The 18904-nt window shown below is 70.7% G+C and carries 22 protein-coding genes and 1 tRNA gene; 19 read left to right on the top strand and 4 right to left on the bottom strand.

The window, feature by feature from the left end; all coding sequences use genetic code 11:
- Positions 1 to 76 precede the first annotated feature (76 nt).
- From EUA93_RS15865 to der, 13 genes are all read left to right on the top strand, one after another.
- Positions 77 to 2674: a DEAD/DEAH box helicase gene (locus EUA93_RS15865; RefSeq protein ID WP_129401304.1), complete on the top strand. Its 2598-nt coding sequence runs from the start codon at positions 77 to 79 to the stop codon at positions 2672 to 2674.
- A 474-nt stretch (positions 2675 to 3148) separates the two neighbouring features.
- Positions 3149 to 3964, top strand: coding sequence for a ParA family protein (locus EUA93_RS15870; protein ID WP_242497504.1), 816 nt, complete (start codon positions 3149 to 3151; stop codon positions 3962 to 3964).
- Positions 3949 to 4314, top strand: coding sequence for a hypothetical protein (locus EUA93_RS21825; RefSeq protein ID WP_242497451.1), 366 nt, complete (start codon positions 3949 to 3951; stop codon positions 4312 to 4314). The genes EUA93_RS15870 and EUA93_RS21825 overlap by 16 nt, the downstream gene beginning before the upstream one ends.
- On the top strand, positions 4311 to 5201 hold the full coding sequence (locus EUA93_RS15880) for a segregation and condensation protein A (protein WP_129401305.1): 891 nt from the start codon (positions 4311 to 4313) through the stop codon (positions 5199 to 5201). The genes EUA93_RS21825 and EUA93_RS15880 overlap by 4 nt, the downstream gene beginning before the upstream one ends.
- A complete protein-coding gene (gene scpB / locus EUA93_RS15885) occupies positions 5198 to 5941 on the top strand; it encodes an SMC-Scp complex subunit ScpB (RefSeq protein ID WP_129401306.1) in 744 nt (247 codons plus the stop codon). The genes EUA93_RS15880 and scpB overlap by 4 nt, the downstream gene beginning before the upstream one ends.
- Entirely contained in the window at positions 5938 to 6741 is an 804-nt protein-coding gene (locus EUA93_RS15890; protein ID WP_129401307.1) for a pseudouridine synthase, read from the top strand. Before scpB ends, EUA93_RS15890 begins: the two co-directional genes overlap by 4 nt.
- A gap of 5 nt (positions 6742 to 6746) precedes the next feature.
- Positions 6747 to 7592 carry a helix-turn-helix domain-containing protein gene (locus tag EUA93_RS15895; protein ID WP_129401308.1) on the top strand — a complete coding sequence of 282 codons (846 nt, stop codon included), beginning with the start codon at positions 6747 to 6749 and terminating at the stop codon, positions 7590 to 7592.
- Positions 7593 to 7605: 13 nt separating this feature from the next.
- A complete protein-coding gene (locus EUA93_RS15900; RefSeq protein WP_129401309.1) occupies positions 7606 to 7998 on the top strand; it encodes a VOC family protein in 393 nt (130 codons plus the stop codon).
- 78 nt (positions 7999 to 8076) lie between these two features.
- Positions 8077 to 8454, top strand: coding sequence for a chorismate mutase (gene aroH / locus EUA93_RS15905; protein ID WP_129401310.1), 378 nt, complete (start codon positions 8077 to 8079; stop codon positions 8452 to 8454).
- Positions 8447 to 9535 carry a prephenate dehydrogenase gene (locus tag EUA93_RS15910; protein WP_129401311.1) on the top strand — a complete coding sequence of 363 codons (1089 nt, stop codon included), beginning with the start codon at positions 8447 to 8449 and terminating at the stop codon, positions 9533 to 9535. Before aroH ends, EUA93_RS15910 begins: the two co-directional genes overlap by 8 nt.
- 11 nt (positions 9536 to 9546) lie before the next feature.
- The gene (gene cmk / locus EUA93_RS15915) at positions 9547 to 10245 is read left to right on the top strand and encodes a (d)CMP kinase (protein WP_129401312.1); all 699 of its coding nucleotides are present in this window, start codon (positions 9547 to 9549) and stop codon (positions 10243 to 10245) included.
- Positions 10242 to 11000 carry a lysophospholipid acyltransferase family protein gene (locus EUA93_RS15920; RefSeq protein ID WP_242497452.1) on the top strand — a complete coding sequence of 253 codons (759 nt, stop codon included), beginning with the start codon at positions 10242 to 10244 and terminating at the stop codon, positions 10998 to 11000. Before cmk ends, EUA93_RS15920 begins: the two co-directional genes overlap by 4 nt.
- 4 nt (positions 11001 to 11004) lie before the next feature.
- Positions 11005 to 12360: a ribosome biogenesis GTPase Der gene (der, locus tag EUA93_RS15925; RefSeq protein WP_129401313.1), complete on the top strand. Its 1356-nt coding sequence runs from the start codon at positions 11005 to 11007 to the stop codon at positions 12358 to 12360.
- A 42-nt stretch (positions 12361 to 12402) separates the two neighbouring features.
- Here der and EUA93_RS22250 read toward each other — a convergent pair whose 3' ends face one another.
- Positions 12403 to 12534: a hypothetical protein gene (locus tag EUA93_RS22250; protein WP_275937891.1), complete on the bottom strand. Its 132-nt coding sequence runs from the start codon at positions 12532 to 12534 to the stop codon at positions 12403 to 12405.
- A gap of 208 nt (positions 12535 to 12742) precedes the next feature.
- On the opposite strand from EUA93_RS22250, the gene EUA93_RS15930 reads away from it, so the two are divergent.
- From EUA93_RS15930 to EUA93_RS15950, 5 genes are all read left to right on the top strand, one after another.
- Positions 12743 to 12816, top strand: a tRNA-Pro gene (locus tag EUA93_RS15930).
- A gap of 384 nt (positions 12817 to 13200) precedes the next feature.
- A complete protein-coding gene (locus tag EUA93_RS15935; RefSeq protein WP_129401314.1) occupies positions 13201 to 14100 on the top strand; it encodes an arginase family protein in 900 nt (299 codons plus the stop codon).
- Between the two features lie 647 nt (positions 14101 to 14747).
- A complete protein-coding gene (locus tag EUA93_RS15940; RefSeq protein WP_129401315.1) occupies positions 14748 to 15170 on the top strand; it encodes a VOC family protein in 423 nt (140 codons plus the stop codon).
- On the top strand, positions 15170 to 15769 hold the full coding sequence (locus EUA93_RS15945) for a dihydrofolate reductase family protein (protein ID WP_129401316.1): 600 nt from the start codon (positions 15170 to 15172) through the stop codon (positions 15767 to 15769). The genes EUA93_RS15940 and EUA93_RS15945 overlap by 1 nt, the downstream gene beginning before the upstream one ends.
- Positions 15766 to 16437, top strand: a complete 672-nt coding sequence (locus tag EUA93_RS15950; RefSeq protein ID WP_129401317.1) for a VOC family protein — start codon at positions 15766 to 15768, stop codon at positions 16435 to 16437. Before EUA93_RS15945 ends, EUA93_RS15950 begins: the two co-directional genes overlap by 4 nt.
- 259 nt (positions 16438 to 16696) lie before the next feature.
- Here the strand turns inward: EUA93_RS15950 and EUA93_RS15955 are convergent, their stop codons facing one another.
- Positions 16697 to 17131 (bottom strand): Hsp20/alpha crystallin family protein, encoded by a 435-nt coding sequence (locus EUA93_RS15955; protein WP_129401318.1) that lies wholly within the window; start codon positions 17129 to 17131, stop codon positions 16697 to 16699.
- A gap of 137 nt (positions 17132 to 17268) precedes the next feature.
- On the opposite strand from EUA93_RS15955, the gene EUA93_RS15960 reads away from it, so the two are divergent.
- Complete coding sequence (locus tag EUA93_RS15960; RefSeq protein WP_129401319.1) at positions 17269 to 17571, top strand: MerR family transcriptional regulator; 303 nt, start codon at positions 17269 to 17271, stop codon at positions 17569 to 17571.
- Between the two features lie 98 nt (positions 17572 to 17669).
- On the opposite strand, the gene EUA93_RS15965 is transcribed toward EUA93_RS15960, so the two are convergent.
- Positions 17670 to 17987 (bottom strand): AzlD domain-containing protein, encoded by a 318-nt coding sequence (locus EUA93_RS15965; protein ID WP_129401320.1) that lies wholly within the window; start codon positions 17985 to 17987, stop codon positions 17670 to 17672.
- A complete protein-coding gene (locus EUA93_RS15970; RefSeq protein WP_129401321.1) occupies positions 17984 to 18667 on the bottom strand; it encodes an AzlC family ABC transporter permease in 684 nt (227 codons plus the stop codon). The genes EUA93_RS15965 and EUA93_RS15970 overlap by 4 nt, the downstream gene beginning before the upstream one ends.
- Positions 18668 to 18904: the final 237 nt, after the last annotated feature.

Below are 18904 nucleotides of genomic sequence, written 5' to 3' on the forward strand. Positions count from 1 at the left end.
AGCCTGCGCCCGTCCGGTTTCACGGCGGTTGCACGGCGGTGAGGCCGGCGAAACCCGTGGGTGGAAGGATTGCCGCATGCCGGACCCTGTGCGCCTCGACACCCGGGTGCCGACCGGCGCCGACCCGGACGCCGTCTACGACGCCTTCGCCGGCTGGGCCACGGACCGGGGGCTCGAGCTCTACCCCCACCAGGACGAGGCCGTCATCGAGCTGCTCGGCGGCAACCACGTCATCCTCGCCACGCCCACCGGGTCGGGGAAGTCGCTGGTCGCGATCGGCGCGCACGTCGCGGCGCTCGCCCGCGACCAGGTGAGCTTCTACACCGCACCGATCAAGGCGTTGGTGAGCGAGAAGTTCTTCGCGCTGATCGAGGTCTTCGGCGCCGACAACGTCGGCATGCTCACCGGCGACGCCGCGGTGAACCCCGACGCCCCGATCATCTGCTGCACGGCCGAGGTGCTCGCCAACATCGCGCTGCGCGAGGGCCGGGGCGCCGACGTGGGCCTCGTGGTGATGGACGAGTTCCACTTCTACGCCGAGCACGACCGCGGCTGGGCGTGGCAGGTGCCGCTGCTCGAGCTCGTCGACGCCCAGTTCCTGCTGATGTCGGCCACGCTCGGTGACGTCTCGTTCTTCGTCGAGGACCTCCAGCGGCGCACCGGCCGCGACACGGCCGTGGTCGACGACGCCGAGCGCCCGGTCCCGCTCAGCTTCCGCTGGTCGATGGAGCCGCTCGACGACACGCTCGAGGAGCTCGTGTCGACCGGCCAGGACCCGGTGTACGTCGTCCACTTCACGCAGGCCGCCGCGGTCGAGCACGCGACGAACCTGCTCCGGCACCCGCCCAAGAAGGTCGACAAGGACGCGATCGCCGACCGGATCGGGGCCTTCCGCTTCGGGGCGGGCTTCGGCAAGACCCTGTCGCGGCTGGTCCGCAACGGGATCGGCGTGCACCACGCGGGGATGCTGCCGAAGTACCGCCGGCTGGTGGAGACCCTCGCCCAGGCCGGCCTGCTGCGCGTCATCTGCGGCACCGACACCCTCGGCGTCGGGATCAACGTGCCGATCCGCACCGTGCTGTTCACGGGGCTGGCCAAGTTCGACGGCAACCGGCAGCGGGTGCTCCGGACGCGGGAGTTCCAGCAGATCGCCGGCCGGGCCGGCCGCGCGGGCTACGACACGGCCGGCTACGTCGTCGTACAGGCCCCGGAGCACGTGATCGAGAACGAGCAGGCCAAGGCCAAGATCGCCGCGCGGGTCGCGGCCGGCAAGAAGAAGTCGAAGGCGCAGCTCAGGAAGGCGCCCGAGGGCACGGTCGTGTGGACCGAGCAGACCTTCGACAAGCTGGTGGCGGGCGTGCCGGAGAAGCTCGTCAGCCGGATGAAGGTCGACAACGCGATGCTCGTCAACGTCGTGTCCCGCGAGGAGGACGCGTTCGGCGTGCTGAGGCGGCTGCTGACCGACAACCACGAGGAGCGGCGCGGCCAGCTGCGACTGGCCCGGCGGGCGCTGCGGCTGTCGCGGTCGCTGCTGCGCACCGGCATCGTCACCCGCCTGGCCGAGGTGGACACCTTCGGCCGCCGCTACGTGATCAGCGCGGGCGTGCCCGACGACTTCGCGCTCAACCAGCCGCTCGCACACTTCGCACTGGCCGCCTTCGACGTGCTCGACCCGGAGTCGGAGACCTACAGCCTCGACGTCGTCTCGATCGTGGAGGCGGTGCTCGAGGCGCCGCGGCAGATCCTGATGGCCCAGCAGCACGCGGCGCGCGGCGAGGCGATCGGGGAGATGAAGGCCGACGGGCTCGAGTACGACGAGCGGATGGCGCTGCTCGAGGAGATCACATGGCCGCAGCCGCTGCGCGAGCTCCTCGAGGCCCTCTTCGAGACCTACCGCCAGACCCACCCGTGGCTCCCGGACGAGGCGCTCGGGCCGAAGTCGATCGTGCGGGAGATGTGGGAGAACGGGATGGGGTTCACCGACTTCGTCGGCCGCTACCAGCTCGCCCGCTCCGAGGGACTCGTCCTGCGCTACCTCACCGACGCCTACCGGACGCTGCGCCAGACCGTCCCGGAGACGCACCGGGCGCCGGAGGTCGAGGACGTCATCGAGTGGCTGGGGGAGACGGTGCGACAGACCGACTCCTCGCTGCTCGACGAGTGGGAGGCGCTCTCGGACCCCGACCACGCCTCGTCCGCGGTCTCGCACCACGAGCCGCCGCCTCCGCCGCGGCCGCTGTCGCGGCAGGAGCGTCCCTTCCGGGTCATGCTCCGCAACGCCATGTGGGCGCGCGTCGACGCGGTCTCGCGCGACGACCTCGACACGCTGGTCCGCCTCGAGCGCAACGCCGCCGACCGCACCGAGCCACCGCGCCAGGTCGTGGTGGGGCGCTCGGTGTGGGACGGCGCCCTCGAGGGCTACTACGACGAGCACGACTCGGTGCTCACCGACGGCGACGCCCGCGGCCCGGACCTGCTGGTGGTCGGCCCGGAGCGCACGGGTGAGCCGGTCGGCGCCGAGGAGGGCACGACGTCGCGCGTCCGCGACGTGCGACAGACGATCCACGACCCCGAGGGCCACCACGACTGGGTGATCGAGGCCGTCGTCGACTGCGACGCGACGGACGAGGCCGGTGAGCTCGTGCTCGCGACGGTCGCGATGCGGCGCCTCTGAATGGTCGGTCCCGGAGTGCACAGCTTGTCCACAGGCGGCCGTCGCCTGTGCAGCTGACCGGGGGTCCGTGCACAGATTCCGTCAGGTGCCTGTGGGACCGGGGGTCGGTGTTGTGGACGCTCTCCGCGGGGTCCTACAGTCGCGCGGGTGCCTGTGGCGTAACTGTCGACGTGTCGACAAAGAACGGGGCCCGTGGCGTGGTCCAATCGAGGCATCGGTGCGATGCGTGAAGGAGCTGGTGGCATGAGCGGTGCGGGATTCTCCGGTCCACAGGGTGGGAGCAGCGCCTCCGAGATGCCGCCGATGTTCCGACCACCGTCGCCCCCCGGGCCCCCGCAGGCCGCACAGCCCGAACCAACCCCTCGAGACGAGCAGACCGTGACCCAGCCGATCCCCTTCGAACGACCCGTCGAGAGCGCCCCGAGGGTCCCGGCTCCCGCGGCGACCGGGGAGATCGGTCCCACGGGACGGCCCATGCCGGTCTTCCCCGAGCCGGCCGCGCTGACGCAGCACGGTGGCGCCCGGGTGATCTCGATGTGCAACCAGAAGGGCGGCGTCGGCAAGACCACGACGACCATCAACCTGGGCGCCTCGCTCGCCGAGCTCGGCCGCAGGGTGCTGCTGGTCGACTTCGACCCGCAGGGCTCGCTGTCGGTCGGGCTGGGCCTCAACCCCCACGAGATGGACGCGACCGTCTACAACCTGCTGATGGACCGGGATACCACCCTCGACGAGGTCGTGGTCCCCTCCGGCATCGAGGGCATGGACCTCCTGCCGTCCAACATCGACCTGTCGGCCGCGGAGGTGCAGCTGGTCCACGAGGTCGCCCGCGAGCAGACCCTCCAGCGGGTGCTCGCGCCGGCCCTCGAGAAGTACGACATCATCCTCATCGACTGCCAGCCGTCCCTCGGCCTGCTGACCGTCAACGCGCTGACCGCCTCGGACGGCGTGATCGTCCCGCTCGAGTGCGAGTACTTCGCCCTGCGCGGGGTCGCGCTGCTGAAGACCACGATCGACAAGGTGCGCGAGCGCCTCAACCCGAAGCTCGAGATCGACGGCGTGCTCGGCACGATGTTCGACGGACGCACGCTCCACAGCCGCGAGGTCATGGAGCGCCTGGTCTCGGCGTGGGGCGACACGGTCTTCCACACGGTGATCCGGCGCACGGTGAAGTTCTCCGACGCCACCGTCGCCGGGGAGCCGATCACGGCGTACGCCTCGTCGTCGACCGGTGCCGACGCCTACCGCTCGCTCGCGAGGGAGGTGCTCACCCGGTGGCCCGCCGAGTGACCATGCCGGCCGCGGACGACCTGTTCCGCCCGACGTCGGACCCCGCCGTACCTGCCGAGACGGCCGGCGACCAGCGCCCTCGCCGGGTGCGCGCCGTCGCCGACGAGGACGACGCGGCCGCCGGCCCGAAGCGGCCGAGCGGCCGGGTGCGCCACGACGAGAAGATGACGGTCTACGTCACCTCCGACGAGCTGCTCGACATCGAGCACGCGCGGCTGACGCTGCGCCGCGAGCACGGCCTGGCCGTCGATCGCGGACGCCTGGTGCGCGAGGCGCTCGCGCTGGTGCTCGCGGACCTCGAGGCGCAGGGGGCCGACAGCCCGCTGGTGCAGCGGCTGCTCGACGAGTGAGCACCTCGACAGACCTCGCTCCCGGCACGCTCGAGCCGGGCAGCGAGGCCCCGGCGTTCGCCGTACGCCTCGACAACTTCGAGGGGCCCTTCGACCTGCTCCTCGGCCTGATCTCCAAGCACAAGCTCGACATCACCGAGGTGGCCCTCTCGCAGGTCACCGACGAGTTCATCGCGCACGTGAAGAACCTCGGCGACGCGTGGGACCTCGAGCAGACCACCTCGTTCCTCGTGGTCGCCGCGACCCTGCTCGACCTCAAGGCGGCCCGGCTGCTGCCGCAGGGCGACGTCGAGGACGAGGAGGACCTCGCGCTCCTCGAGGCGCGCGACCTGCTCTTCGCCCGGCTCATGCAGTACCGCGCGTTCAAGCAGGTGGCCTCCGTGCTCGAGGAGCGGCTCGCCTCGGAGGCGCTCAGCCGGCCGCGCGCCGTCGGGCTCGAGGACCGCTTCGCCACCCTGCTGCCCGAGGTGCTGATCGGCATCGGGCTCGAGCAGTTCGCCCAGCTCGCCGCGAAGGCGCTCGAGCCCAAGCCGGTGCTCGAGGTGTCCCTGCACCACATCCACGCCGCCCGGGTGAGCGTGCGCGAGCAGGCGCAGGTCGTCGTCGACCGCCTGCGACGCAGCGGGACGATGACGTTCCGGGCGCTCTGCGGCGACTCGCCGGACCGGCTGACCACCGTCGCCCGGTTCCTCTCGCTGCTCGAGCTCTTCCGCGAGGGCGCCGTCTCCTTCGACCAGGTCACCCCGCTCGGTGAGCTGACGGTGCGGTGGACGGGCGACGAGGACGGCGACGTGGAGATCACCGACGAGTTCGACGGCGCGCCGCCCGAGGACGAAGATGGCAACGTGCCGTTGGCCGCTGCCGACGCGCCCGAGGAGGACCAGTGACCGAGCAGACCCACGCGACCGAGCAGGACGTCGACACCCTCGCCGTCGCGGTGGCCGAGCTCCGCCCGGCCCTGGAGGCCATCTTGATGGTCTCCGACGAGCCGCTCGCGACCGTGCGCCTCGCCTCGGTGGTCGGGCACCCGGTCGACGACGTCGAGGCCGCCCTCGACACGCTGGCCGCGGAGTACGCCGAGCAGGGCCGCGGGTTCGACCTCCGCTCCGTCGCCGGCGGCTGGCGCTTCTACTCGCGCCCCGAGTTCGCCGGCGTCGTCGAGTCGTTCGTCCTCGACGGCCAGCAGGCCCGGCTCACCCAGGCCGCGCTGGAGACGCTGTCGGTGGTCGCCTACAAGCAGCCCGTCTCGCGTGCCCGGGTCTCCGCGATCCGCGGCGTCAACGTCGACGGCGTCATGCGCACCCTCCTGGCCCGCGGCCTCGTGGAGGAGGCCGGCCAGGACGAGCAGAGCGGCGCCAACCTCTACCGGACGACGTCGTACTTCCTCGAGCGCATCGGCATCACCTCGATCGACGAGCTGCCCGAGCTGGCGCCGTACCTCCCCGACATGGACGACCTCGAGGACGAGCTGGCCAGCGTGGCGGGCCTCGACGCCCCGGCGCCCGAGCCCGTCGTCGAGCCCGTCGTCGAGCCCGTCGTCGAGCCCGCAGCGCTGCCCGACGCCCCCCACCACTCACCGCACTCGGGCTCCGGCACCGAGCCCGACGGCGGGACCGAGATCTCATGAAGCCCCACGACGCCCCCGACAACGACCAGCCCAACTCGCAACGGCCCGAGACCGACGACGACGGCCTGATCCGGTTGCAGAAGCTGCTCGCGCAGTCCGGCGTGGCCAGCCGTCGCAAGTGCGAGGAGCTGATGCTCGACGGCCTGGTCGAGGTGGACGGCGAGATCGTCTCGCGGCTCGGCACCAAGGTCGACCCGCGCACGGCGGTGATCCGGGTCGACGGCAAGCGGCTCCCGCCGATCAGCGACAAGGTCTACCTCGTGCTCAACAAGCCCCGCGGCGTCGTGTCGACGATGAGCGACCCCGAGGGCCGGCGCACGCTCGGCGACCTCGTCGCGGACCGGCCCGAGCGGCTCTTCCACGTCGGTCGCCTCGACACCGACACCGAGGGCCTGATCATCCTCACCAACGACGGCGACTTCGCCCAGCACCTCGCCCACCCCTCGCACGAGGTCGACAAGACCTACGTCGCCGAGGTGGACGGCGAGGTCCACGTCCGCACCGTCCGCGAGCTGCTGGCCGGGGTCACCCTCGACGACGGTCCGGTGACGGTGAGCCAGGCCCGGGTGATCGGGGGAGACCCGCGGCGCGAGGGCAGCAAGCGCTCGATCGTCGAGCTGACCATCCACGAGGGCCGCAACCGGATCGTGCGCCGGCTCCTCGAGCACGTCGGCCACCCGGTCCGCAGGCTCACGCGCACCGTGATCGGACCCATCACGCTCGCGAAGCTCCCCTCGGGTGCGATGCGCGAGCTGACGGTGGCCGAGCTCGGCGAGCTCCTGGACGACGCGGAGCTCTGAGCGGCATGGTGGTCGTGCATCCCGCGCTGGCCGCCTCCGTCCGCTCGATCGTCGTCTACGACGTCGACTTCGCCGGACCGGGCGTCCACATCGGGATGCCCTCGACGGACCTGACCTTCGTGCTCCCCCTGGACCAGCCGCTCGAGGTGTCGTGGGTCGGCACCGGGGGACCACGGGCCGTCGGCTGGTCGTCGGTCTCCGGGCTGCACACCAGGGCCGCTGCCATCCACCACGGCCACCACCAGCGCGGGATCCAGCTCAGCCTGACCGCGGCGGGAGCCCGGGCACTGTGGGGCGTCCCCGCGAGCGCGCTGGCCGGGCAGCTCCTCGGCCTCGACGACGTCGACGTACGCCTCGCCGAGCTCCCCGAGCGGCTCGCCGCCGCGGGCACCTGGGAAGGGCGGCTCGCGGTGCTCGAGCACGCCCTGCTCGACGCCGTACGACGTCGCACGCGCCCGCAGCCGCGTCCGGAGGTCGGCAGGGCGATGGCCCTCCTCACCCGCGGCGTCCCGGTCGCGGCGGTCGCGGACGACGTCGGCTACAGCCGTCGACGGCTGAACACGCTCGTTCACGACGAGGTGGGGGTGCCGCCGAAGACCTACCAGCGCCTCGCGCGCTTCTCCGGGGCACATGCCCGGATGCGTGCCGCCGCGCTGGGCGGTGAGGTGTCGGTGGCCAGGATCGCCGCCGACAGCGGCTACGCCGACCAGGCCCACCTGGCGCGCGAGTGGTCGGACTTCGCCGGGTGCAGCCCGACCGAGTGGCTGCGCCGGGAGTTCCCAATCGTCCAAGCCAGCGGCGACCGCGACACGACAGGCTGGGACGAGAGGTCGCACCGGGCGACCCGATGAGGAAGGCAGCAGCATGACCGACGTCTCCGGCACCACCCTGTGGCACACGTTCTCCGTCAGCGACGCGGAGCTGATGACGACCTGGCTGGGCGCCGTCGGCTTCACCGAGCACGCGACCTACCGCGACGAGAAGGACCCGGCCGTCGTCGTGCACGCCGAGTGGGCGTGGCCCGGTGGCGGCGGGATCATGTTCGGCTCGCAGCGCCCGGACGGCGTGCTGGCCGGCACCGGTCCTGCGGCGGCGTACCTGGTCACCCCCGACCCCGACGCGGTCTTCGACGCGGCCGTGGCCGCGGGCGCCACGGTGGTGCAGGCGATGGTCGACCAGGACTACGGCGGCCGGGGCGGCAGCGTGCTCGACCCCGAGGGCAACCACTGGTCGTTCGGCGACTACCAACCGTCCTGACCCCGGCCTGACCGCGGCCCGACCTCGGCTGGCGAGACGGCCACCGGGGGCGTCGGGCGGCTGGCCTAGGGTTCTCCCGTGGCAGTCAGGGCAGTGCGCGGAGCGACCCAGCTCGAGGAAGACACGCGCGAGCACATGTTGGACCGGGTGGCCGAGCTGGTCACCGACGTGATGAGGGCGAACGGGCTCGAGGTCGACGACTTCATCTCGATCATCTTCACCGCGACGAGCGACCTCACCAGCGAGTTCCCCGCCTATGCCGCGCGCCAGCTGGGCTTCTCCGACGTCCCGCTGGTCTGTGCGCGCGAGCTGGAGATCGAGGGGTCGATGCCGCGCGTCGTCCGGTTGATGGCACACGTCGAGACCGACCTGCCCCGCTCGGACATCACGCACGCCTACCTCCACGGTGCGGCCAACCTCCGTCGCGACCTGGCGAAGACCACCAGCCATGACTGACGACGACCAGCTGCCGGCCCTCCTCGGTCCGGTCGAGGTCGTCGGTGCTGGCTTGATCGGGACCTCGATCGCCCTCGTGTGCCAGCGGCTCGGTATCGAGGTCGCCCTGCGCGACACGTCCGAGGAGAACCTCCGCACCGCGCACGGCCTCGGTGCAGGACGGTCGGCCACGGCGTCCGACCGGCCGCAGCTCGTGGTCGTCGCCGTGCCGCCGTCCGCCATCGCCGCCGCGATCGCGGACGCGCTGCGCCGCACGGACGCCGTGGTGACCGACGTCGGCAGCGTGAAGTCCGCCCCCCTGGACGAGGTCACGCGGCTCGTCGACCCGGTCGACCTGCGCCGCTACGTGGGCTCGCACCCGATGGCCGGCAGCGAGCGTTCCGGCCCGCTGGCCGCGAGCGCCGCCCTCTTCGACGGTCGACCGTGGGCGATCACCCCGCACGCCGGGGCGGCCCCCGAGGCGGTCGGCCTGGTCGAGGCGCTCGTGCTGGAGTGCGGGGCCTCCCCGCGCGTGATGGAGCCCGCCGAGCACGACCGGGCGGTCGCCCGGATCTCCCACCTGCCGCACCTCGCCGCCGTCCTGGTCGCGGGGCGCCTCGCGTCCGCGCCCGAGGAGCACCTCGCGCTGTCGGGACAGGGCGTCCGCGACGTCACGCGGGTCGCGGCCAGCGACCCTGCCCTGTGGCGCCAGATCCTCGAGGCCAACTCCGGCGCCGTGCTCGACCTGCTCGCCGAGGTCCGCACCGACCTCGACGCCCTCATGGACGCCGTGGCCGCCGACTCCGGGGGCGAGCTCGTCGAGATCCTCGCCCGCGGCAACGCCGGCACCCGGGCGATCCCCGGCAAGCACGGCGGGCCGGCCCGTCCCACCCGGTCGGTCTTCGTCTCCGTCCCCGACCACCCGGGCGAGCTGGCGCGGCTCTTCGGCGACGCCGGCGAGATCGGCGTCAACATCGAGGACGTCCACATCGACCACGACCCCGGACGCCCGGTCGGCCTCACCGAGCTCGTGGTCGAGCGCAGCAGCGCCGACCACCTGCTCGCCGCTCTCGAATCCCGCGGCTGGACCACCCACCGGTAATCTTCTCCGCCGTGAACAGCGTCGACAGCTCCCCGGTTCCCGGCTCCCTCGTGATCGCCGTCGACGGCACGTCCGGCTCGGGGAAGTCGAGCGCCTCCCGGGGCGTGGCCGACCGCCTGGGCCTGCGCTACCTCGACACCGGCGCGATGTTCCGCGCGATGACGTGGTGGCTGCTGCGGGAGGGCGTCGACGTACGGGACGGGGTGGCGGTGGCCGCCGTGGCGGGGCGTCCGCGCATCGAGTCCGGGACCGACCCGCTCGCGCCGACCATCACGGTCGACGGTGTCGACGTCTCCGTCGAGATCCGCGGCGACGAGGTCAACGCGGCCGTCAGCCCCGTCAGCGCCGTGCCCGAGGTGCGGACCCGGCTGCTCGAGCTGCAGCGCGAGGCCATCGGCGACGGCGGCATCGTGGTCGAGGGACGCGACATCGGCTCCGTCGTGTGGCCGCAGGCCGAGGTGAAGGTCTACCTCAGCGCCGACCCCGCCGCGCGCGCCCAGCGGCGTACGGCCGAGCAGGGCGGCACCGACGTGGCCAGCACCGAGCAGTCGCTGCTCGAGCGCGACCGCATCGACTCCGGCCGGGCGACCGCCCCGCTGGTGATGGCCGACGGAGCCGTGCACGTCGACAGCACCCACCTCACGCTGGAGCAGGTCATCGACCGCCTCACCGAGCTCGCGCACGAGGCGGAGGCACGGGAGGGCGTGTGACGCGCGAACCCGCCGTCGAGCTTCCCCGCAGCAGCAACGAGCACCCGGCCACGCGGCTGCTCCACGCCGTCCGACCGACGGCCGCGTGGCTGATGCGTCGGCGGTGGCCGGTCACGGTCCACCACGCCGAGCGGGTCCCCGCGACGGGCGGGGTGATCCTCGCGGCCAACCACGTCGGTGTGATCGACGGACCGCTGCTGGCGACCTTCTCCCCGCGGCCGGTCCACGCACTCACCAAGCACGAGATGTTCGCGGGGCGCCTCGGCGGGCTGCTCCGCGCGACCGGCCAGGTCCCGCTCGACCGGTTCCACGCCGACCCTGGTGCGATCCGCACCTGTCTTCGCGTCCTCCGGGGCGGGGGAGTGGTCGGCATCTTCCCCGAGGGCACCCGCGGCAGCGGCGAGCTGCGCCGGTTCCACCACGGTGCGGCCTACCTGGCGCTCGTCACCGGCGCCCCCGTCGTACCCGTCACGCTGATCGGCACCAGGCCGCCCGGGGGCGGCAGCAACGCGCTCCCGGCCCGGGGCGAGGCCATCGACCTCGTGCTCGGGCAGCCGTGGCAGACGCCACAGCAGCCGTGGCCGCGCACGCGGGAACAGGTGGCTGCCACCTCGGTGTTGCTCCGGGGGCACCTGCTGTCCGAGCTGGGCAGCGCCCTCTCGCAGACGCGCCGATCCTTGCCCGGGCCCCTTCCTGCGGGACAATCCGAGGACGACCCCGACACCGGGCTCGTCGAGAACGCCAGAGAGCTGTGAGCACATGAGTGAGTACGACGCCGTAGACGTCGAGACCGATGCCGGTCCGACGCCCGTCCTGGCCGTGGTGGGCCGCCCCAACGTGGGCAAGTCCACCTTGGTCAACCGGATCATCGGTCGTCGTGAAGCCGTGGTCGAGGACCGACCCGGCGTGACCCGCGACCGCGTCTCCTACGACGCCAACTGGAACGGCCGGGCCTTCACCGTGGTCGACACCGGCGGCTGGGACCCCGACGCCCGCGGTCTCGCCGAGCGCATCGCCGCCCAGGCCGAGATCGCCGTCTCGCTCGCCGACGCCGTGCTCTTCGTGGTCGACGCGACCGTCGGCATCACCGACTCCGACGAGGCGGTCGTCCGGATCCTCCGCAAGTCCGGCAAGCCGGTCGTGCTCGCCGCCAACAAGGTCGACGACCAGCGCACCGAGGCCGAGGCCTTCGGCCTGTGGAACCTCGGGCTCGGCGAGCCGTTCCCGGTCTCGGCCCTGCACGGCCGCGGGTCGGGCGACATGCTCGACGCGATCCTCGAGGCGCTCCCGGAGACTCCCGCCGAGTCGTTCGAGGAGGTGGGTGGCCCGCGTCGCATCGCGATCGTCGGCAAGCCCAACGTCGGCAAGTCCTCGCTGCTCAACATGCTGGCCAAGGAGGACCGGGTCGTCGTCGACGACGCGTCCGGCACCACGGTCGACCCGGTCGACGAGCTGATCCAGCTCGGCGAGCACACCTGGCGCTTCATCGACACGGCGGGCATCCGCAAGCGGGTCAACCAGGCGTCCGGCCACGAGTACTACGCCTCGCTGCGCACCACGACCGCGATCGACCGCGCCGAGGTGGCCGTGCTGGTGCTCGACGCCAGCCAGTCGGTCTCCGAGCAGGACATGCGGATCATCCAGACCGTCCGCGACGCCGGGCGCGCGATGATCATCGCCTTCAACAAGTGGGACCTCGTCGACGACGAGCGCCGCTACTACCTCGAGCGCGAGATCGAGCGCGACCTGGTGCAGCTCCAGTGGGCGCCCCGGATCAACTTCACCGCCCGCACCGGCTGGCACGTCGACCGGCTCGTCCCGGCGATCGAGAAGGCGCTCGCGGGCTGGGAGACGCGCGTCGGCACCGGTGCCCTCAACACCTTCCTCGGCCGCCTCGTGGCCGAGCACCCGCACCCCGTGCGCAGCGGCAAGCAGCCCAAGATCCTCTTCGCGACGCAGCCGTCGGTGGCCCCGCCGACCTTCGTGCTGTTCACGAGCGGCAAGCTCGACGCGGCCTACGAGCGGTTCGTCGAGCGCCGGCTGCGCGAGGAGTTCGGCTTCGTCGGCACGCCGATCGTGATCGAGCAGAAGCCGCGCGAGAAGCGCAAGCGCTGATCGGGCCGGCGCCTGCGCCGGTCCTGTGGTGTGGCTCTCGGGTCAGTTGCGGACGTCGACGTGCACAGGCGCGTCGGGCTGTCCGGCGTCGGCGCGCGGCGCGGCGAAGCTGAGCCCGGCAGCGGTTGCCACGACGGCCAGCAGCAGTCCGGCGCGGCGAACGAGATGTGACATGGTGTGAACCCCCAGGTTGATGGTCCATCGTGTGACGGCCAGGGACCTTCGACACCGAGAACAACGCGGAATGACCCAGATTGGCTACGCCGGGTGGTCATCCGCGCCCCTGCGACAGGTCGTGGCCCACTCGGGCGGGGCGATTCCTCGTGGCCGCAGGTGCTGCGGTAGTGTTCCCCTCGCTCCGCAGGCCCAGGCCGGGGGCATTCGGGCTGTAGCGCAGCTTGGTAGCGCACCTGACTGGGGGTCAGGGGGTCGCAGGTTCAAATCCTGTCAGCCCGACCGAAACGAAGCCCCTGACCTGCGGAAACGCAGGTCAGGGGCTGTCGTCGTTGTTAACCGCTGTGGCGCTTTTGCAACGTGGCTATTCGGACAGGTGTTCTACCCTGACGCGATGCCGCTTCAGGCGGCAGCGGGGTTGAAGTTCTGATGTCGCAGTCGTGGGTGCCAGCGAACCTCGAGCGGCCGATCGACTGACGGGTCGGACGCGGATCCCTCAAGGAGGTCCCGGTACCGCGCTTCTCGAAGATGGTCTCGACCGCGATGCTGCCGGTCTTTGACGGGGGATCGCACCGTAACGCGGCGCTATGACGCAGTGTTGCGGGCTCGCCGCGGTCTCGCGAGGTCGACCCCGTGGACCGCGCACGGTTAGGGCATGCTCGAGAGATGGCGATCATCAACGTCCTTGGCTATCCCAGCAGTGCTGGCGCCTACTGTGTCGGCGTCGAGCATGCGCCAACCGCGCTACGTGATGCAGGTCTGGTGAGCGCACTGACGGCAGAGGGGCATCGGGTGAACGACCACGGCGATCTCCCGGTCCACCTGTGGAAGCCGGATCGTGAACGTCCCCGCGCCCAGAATCTCCTCGAGGAAGTCGAGGCCCTCCGCGCTCTCGCGGACGCAGCAGCACCACTGATCGCGACCGAAGGCCGCCTGCTCGTCCTCGGTGGGAGCTGCACCGTGGCGCTCGGGCTATGTGCAGCGGTCGCAAACGTCGGGCTCGAGCCACACCTCGTCTACGTCGACCGGCACCTCGACCTCAACACGCCGGAGTCGACCACCGAGGGCTCGCTCAGCTGGATGGGCATGGCCCATGCACTGGACGTGCCGGGGGCCGAGGCGCAGTTGGCCGGACTGGGAAGTCGTCGTCCGCTGCTCGAGCCGGGGCACGTGAGCTATCTCGGGGTCGACCTCGCTGACGAGACCACCAGCTGGGAACGTGACCAAGTCGACCGTCTCGGACTTGCTGTCACATCGCAGGCAGAGCTGGTCGCAGACCCGACGGCGGCCGCCCGCAAGGCGAAAACCGCACTTCCGGAAGGGCCGTTCGTGGTGCACGTGGATGTCGACGTCTTGGACTTCATTGATGCTCCGCTGGCCGAGAACGTGAACGGCCGCAACTCTGGCCCGACCGTGGCACAACTGGGTGAGGCCATCGCCGAGCTGTGGGGCATGCCCGACTTCCTCGCCATCTCAGTGGGTCAACTCGTGCCGGCTCATGCCGCGTCCGACCCGACCTCGCTGGCCCGGTTCGTCGATGCCCTCGCCTCGCCCGCCGAGGCGTGATGCGGACGCCGCGCCACCTCGCTCAGCGCGCCGCCTCCAGGATCCGGTCGAGGGTGCGCCGGCCCCACGCGCTCATCGTCCAATTCGACCCGGCCTGGTAACCAGACGAAGCCCCATCGCCTGATGCTTCTCACCCTGGGATCGGACCCTCGAACTACGGCGGCACGCGGCGAAGGACACACCCTGTTGGTCCGCGAGCGTGCCCACAGTTCTCGTGCGATCGCACGCTGCAAGGCCCGCGCGTTGGTGCTCCGCCTGTAGGGGTCCACGCGCATCTCGGATTTCGCTGCTTGCTGACTGACGCAGATGGACGGAGTGTCGTACGTTCACCGGTCGCACGCGCGCGGCTTCAGTCCCGACAGCCGAGATCAGGCCGGACGTGTTTGCGGTCGGCCCGAGCGGAACTGCCCCGCCATCAGTGTCGCGGCGACCCTCACATCTGCGGCCACTTGACCGATCGCCGGCCGAACCCGAATGACCGCTGGGGTGCGGGGTCAACCTACGTCGACCGGTCTACAGAAGGTCGGCTCGGTTCGTACCGCGTCGTCAGTCTTGTGTCGTCAGTCTTGGATGGCGCAGGAGACAGCCTCCCGAGGGTGATGGCTCGCATCTCGACCGGTCGACTTCGGCGACCCTAGGTTGGGTGCATGTCGACTCGTCCCGCGTCGTTCCACATTGCCCCGCTAGTCGCCGTCACCGACCTGGTCCGTGCGCGTGCCTTCTACGAGGGCTTGCTCGGTCTTGATGGGGCTGAGGCGCCGGGCGGCGGGTGGGTACTGTCTGGTGACCATGGCACGTCGCTGACGCTGCTTGCGGGTGTGGATGATGCCGGGTCCGCCAGTTGGCCGGTAGCAACGATTCGCGTCGACGACGTTCACGCCGTCGTGCGGGTGCTTGCCGGGCGTGGGGTGCCGTTCCTGGGGCCGGATGATCTGCCGTTCGACCTCGACGAGGACCGGGTGTCGGTTGGTCAGGACGGGTTGGCGGTGGCGTGGATGCGGGACCCGGACGGGTCGGTGCTGACGGTGTACTCACATGAGCAGCGAGCCGGGCGGGACGGTGTGGCCTGATGGCGAAGCTGGTGGTGGTGGTGATGTCGTCGGTGGATAGCTTCTACGAGGGGCCCGGCGGTGCGGGTGACCTCGAGCCGACGGGGGTTGATGACGGGTTCAACGGCTACAACGCCGACGTTGTCGCGGGTGCTGCGGTTGTAGTCATCGGGCACTCGTCGTTCAAGGACTTCTCTTCGTACTGGCCTGATCGCGAGTCGGCGGACGACGCGTCGGATGCGGAGCGCCGGTTCGCGGCGGCGTACAACCCGCTGCCGAAGGTCGTTGCCAGCCGTACGCCGGGGAGCGTGAATGTTCCGGAGGCGTGGGTTGGGAACACGCGCGTCGTCGGCGATGACCTCGTGGGTGAGGTGACCCGGCTGAAGGAAGAGGCTGCCGGGGTTGGGGGCGGCGACGTTGTCGTGTGGGGCAGCCGGAAGGTGTGGACCCAGCTGTGGGAGGCGGGTCTGGTCGACGAGCTCCACGTGGTGGCCGGGACCGGTGTTGCAGGCGCCGGAACACAGGTTTTTCCCGACGGCGCCGTTCTTACGAGGCTTGAGGCTCGGATGTTGCCGGACTCGCAGTGCGTCCTTTCGACGTATCGGGTGGGGCCTTCGTGAGCGCGGTGGTCTGGCAGGACTTGTGCGTTGACGCGTTGGACGTCGACCGGATGTCGCAGTTCTGGGCGGCCGTCATCGGTCTGGACGTCGCCGACCCTGCACCGCCGGCAAGGCTGAGCGGACCCACCGGCCGGCACACGGTGTGGGTCAACCAAGTCGACCGGCCACGCCGGGCGAAGAACCGCACCCACCTCGACATCGACTGCGCATCCATCGACGACCTCGTCGACCTCGGTGCGACGGTGACCGCACCTGCCGCACAGACCGGCCTCGGATGGACTCGCATGGTTGACCCCGAGGGGAACGACTTCTGCGCCTTCGTCCGCGACCCCACAGAAGTGCCGGCTTACAGGCTTCATGGCATCGCGGTCGACTGCGACGACCCGAAGATGCTGGCCATCTGGTGGGGTGAGGTGTTCGGCGTCGAGCCGACGGTCGACGACGACTGCTGGACCCTCACCGGTGTTGCTGTCGACGACCGTATGACGTTCGACTTCAACGCCGTCCCGGAGCCGCGTACGGAACCGAACCGGGTCCACTGGGACGTCCGCGGTGACGTCGACCGGCTTCTCGCGCGTGGTGCGAGCCGCCTGTGGGACATGCCGAAGTGGACGGTGCTGGCCGACCCTGAGGGCAACGAGTTCTGCGTCTTTCGTGACCCGCACTGACGGGCTGGGTGCGAGGGAATGCTCGCGCTGCGCTACATCCGCGACCGCTGAAGAGTCGCAGCCTCGGCACCCCGCCTGAGCATCGCTGCGACATCGAGAGGGAGTGGTCTGAACGGCCCTCCAGCATCCTGCCTCATGGCCAGGAGGACTCTTTCGACGCGTGACGAGCTCCCGGCAGGCGGCGAATTGAGGCAGCGGGGTAGGTCGCGGGCCGCAGCGCACTGCGCAAGGGCTGCGGTCCCGCGACCTGCGGAGCGGCTCAGGCGCTGAGCTCGGCGCGCTCGCTGCGGCCCGATCCGGTCTGGGTGATCTCGATCTTGCGGGGCTTGGCCTTCTCCGCCACCGGCACGGCGAGCCGGAGCACGCCGTCGACGTAGGACGCTTCGATCCGCTCGAGGTCGAGGTTGTCGCCGAGCACGAGCTGGCGGCTGAAGGCGCCCTTGGGTCGCTCGGACGCGAGCGCTTCCCAGTCGCCGTTGCGGGCCACGCGCTCGGCACGGACGGTCAGGACGTTGCGCTCGACGTCGAGGTCGATGCTGTCAGCGCTCACGCCGGGGAGGTCGAACTCGATGACGAACCGGTCGCCCTCGCGCCAGGCGTCCATCGGCATCACGGCAGGACGGTTGGTGGTGCCGAGCATCTGCTGGGTCAGGCGGTCGAGCTCGCGGAACGGGTCGGTGGTGCGAAGCAACATGGTCTCCTCCTGTGTCTGCCGGGTGGACTCGATGTCCACGACCTGTATTGGCTGTTGCAGGTTTTTTATAGTCAATGTGGAAGGATCGGTTCAAGTCCCGCAACCCGAGAATTTCCTGAGAAGTGGAGGAGGTGCCGGTGACGAGCAGCGACAAGGGCGTGTACGCCATCTCGGTGGCAGCTGCGATGGTGTCGATGGAGATCCAAAATTTGCGCGTCTACGAACGTCGCGGCCTCCTCACGCCGGACCGCACCGCCGGCGGCAGCCGTCTCTACAGCGCAGACGACGTGGCACGGCTCGGTCGCATCCGCGACCTGCTCGCCGAGGGACTGAACCTGGTGGGCATCGCCCGCGTGCTCGCGCTCGAAGACGAGGTCGCGTGGCTCCGAGCGCATCCGAACCGGCGGTCCCGGTCCGCCCCAGAACCCGAGGCTGACTGACCGAGCGGTTTGCAGAGACGAGTGCCGGCGGAGTGAGCCCGTCTGCACATGCTCAGATCATTTCGATCTAGAAGGCGCACAACGCGGATCTTGCTGGATCAGATCGCCCGCAGCCCGGCAGTGACGAGGACAGCGACGACGACACTCAGCACCAGCGAGCAACGTCGCCAGAGCATCATCGCGGCTACGGCCACACCGGCGGTGTGGGCACCCATCGACCACGAGCGCCCGCTGGCGAACATCGAAGTCACGACCAGCGCGCTCAAGAGGGCGGGCGCCATCAGCACTACCACCCGGGAGAACCACGGCGGGAGCTCCCGGCCGCCCAGCAGTACCGGCCCCACCGCCTTGATCATCACCGTCAGAGCGGCGAGGCCGAAGATCAGGACCCAGACCTGGTTGTAGGTCAGCGTCATGTCGACCTCCGCACCACACCGATGAGCGTCACGGTGCTCGCAGCCAGGACTGGGACGCCCGGAGGACTGACTGGGACCAGGGCGAGCGCGAGGAGGCCACCGCTCACGGCCACCCAGCGGGAGGTCGTGTCGCGGAGTTCTGTGATCAGAAGTGACAGGAAGAACACGGGATAGATCGCGTCAAGGCCGAGTCGGTCTGTGTCACCGAGCGCGTCGCCGAGGATCGCGCCGACGACAGCGCCGAGCGTCCAGGTGACGTACTGAGGGACCGTCGTGCCGAACAGGAGCCACCGGTCAAAGGTGCCGTCGCCGCGGTTGGCGAGCGCCCACGATGAGTCGACGACGGCCTGCCCCTGCGCCGCTCGCTTCATCCGGCCGCCGGGTAACGACGGCGCCAGCGCGATACCCATGGCCAAGAAGCGCGCATTCATCAAGCTTCCTGCAGTCAGGGCCGCGGGGATGCCGCCTCCGACGGTGATCACGGAAAGCGCGGCGAACTGCGCCGAGCCTGCAAAGACAACCATCGCGGTGGCAACAGCCTGCGCGACGCTGAATCCTGCCTGTCGAGCAAGGACGCTGAAAGAGAGGCTCAGCAGGAAGCCCACCACACCGAACGGAAGCCCCAACCTCACGCCACGACGAAACGCTTCCCACGCTGCCTCATCCTTCGCTGCTGCCACCGGCGCAGATTAACAACGAACGGAGACCACACCAGCGGCGGACATTTCGCACCCTGACTGTCCGCGCTGTAGTAGCCGGCGGTCGTCGCACGCATGAGCACCACGGCCAAGGGGCAGGTGCGGAACGCGCTCCGCTCCGAGGTTCGCGGCGGCGGATTGTCGCGTAACCGAGGAGGCGGCAACGGTCCGAATCTCGACCGACCCAGATGTCCCCTTGCGGCGGAACGACTTCTCCTC

Source organism: Nocardioides oleivorans (genome assembly GCF_004137255.1).
Taxonomy (GTDB): Bacteria; Actinomycetota; Actinomycetes; order Propionibacteriales; family Nocardioidaceae; genus Nocardioides; species Nocardioides oleivorans.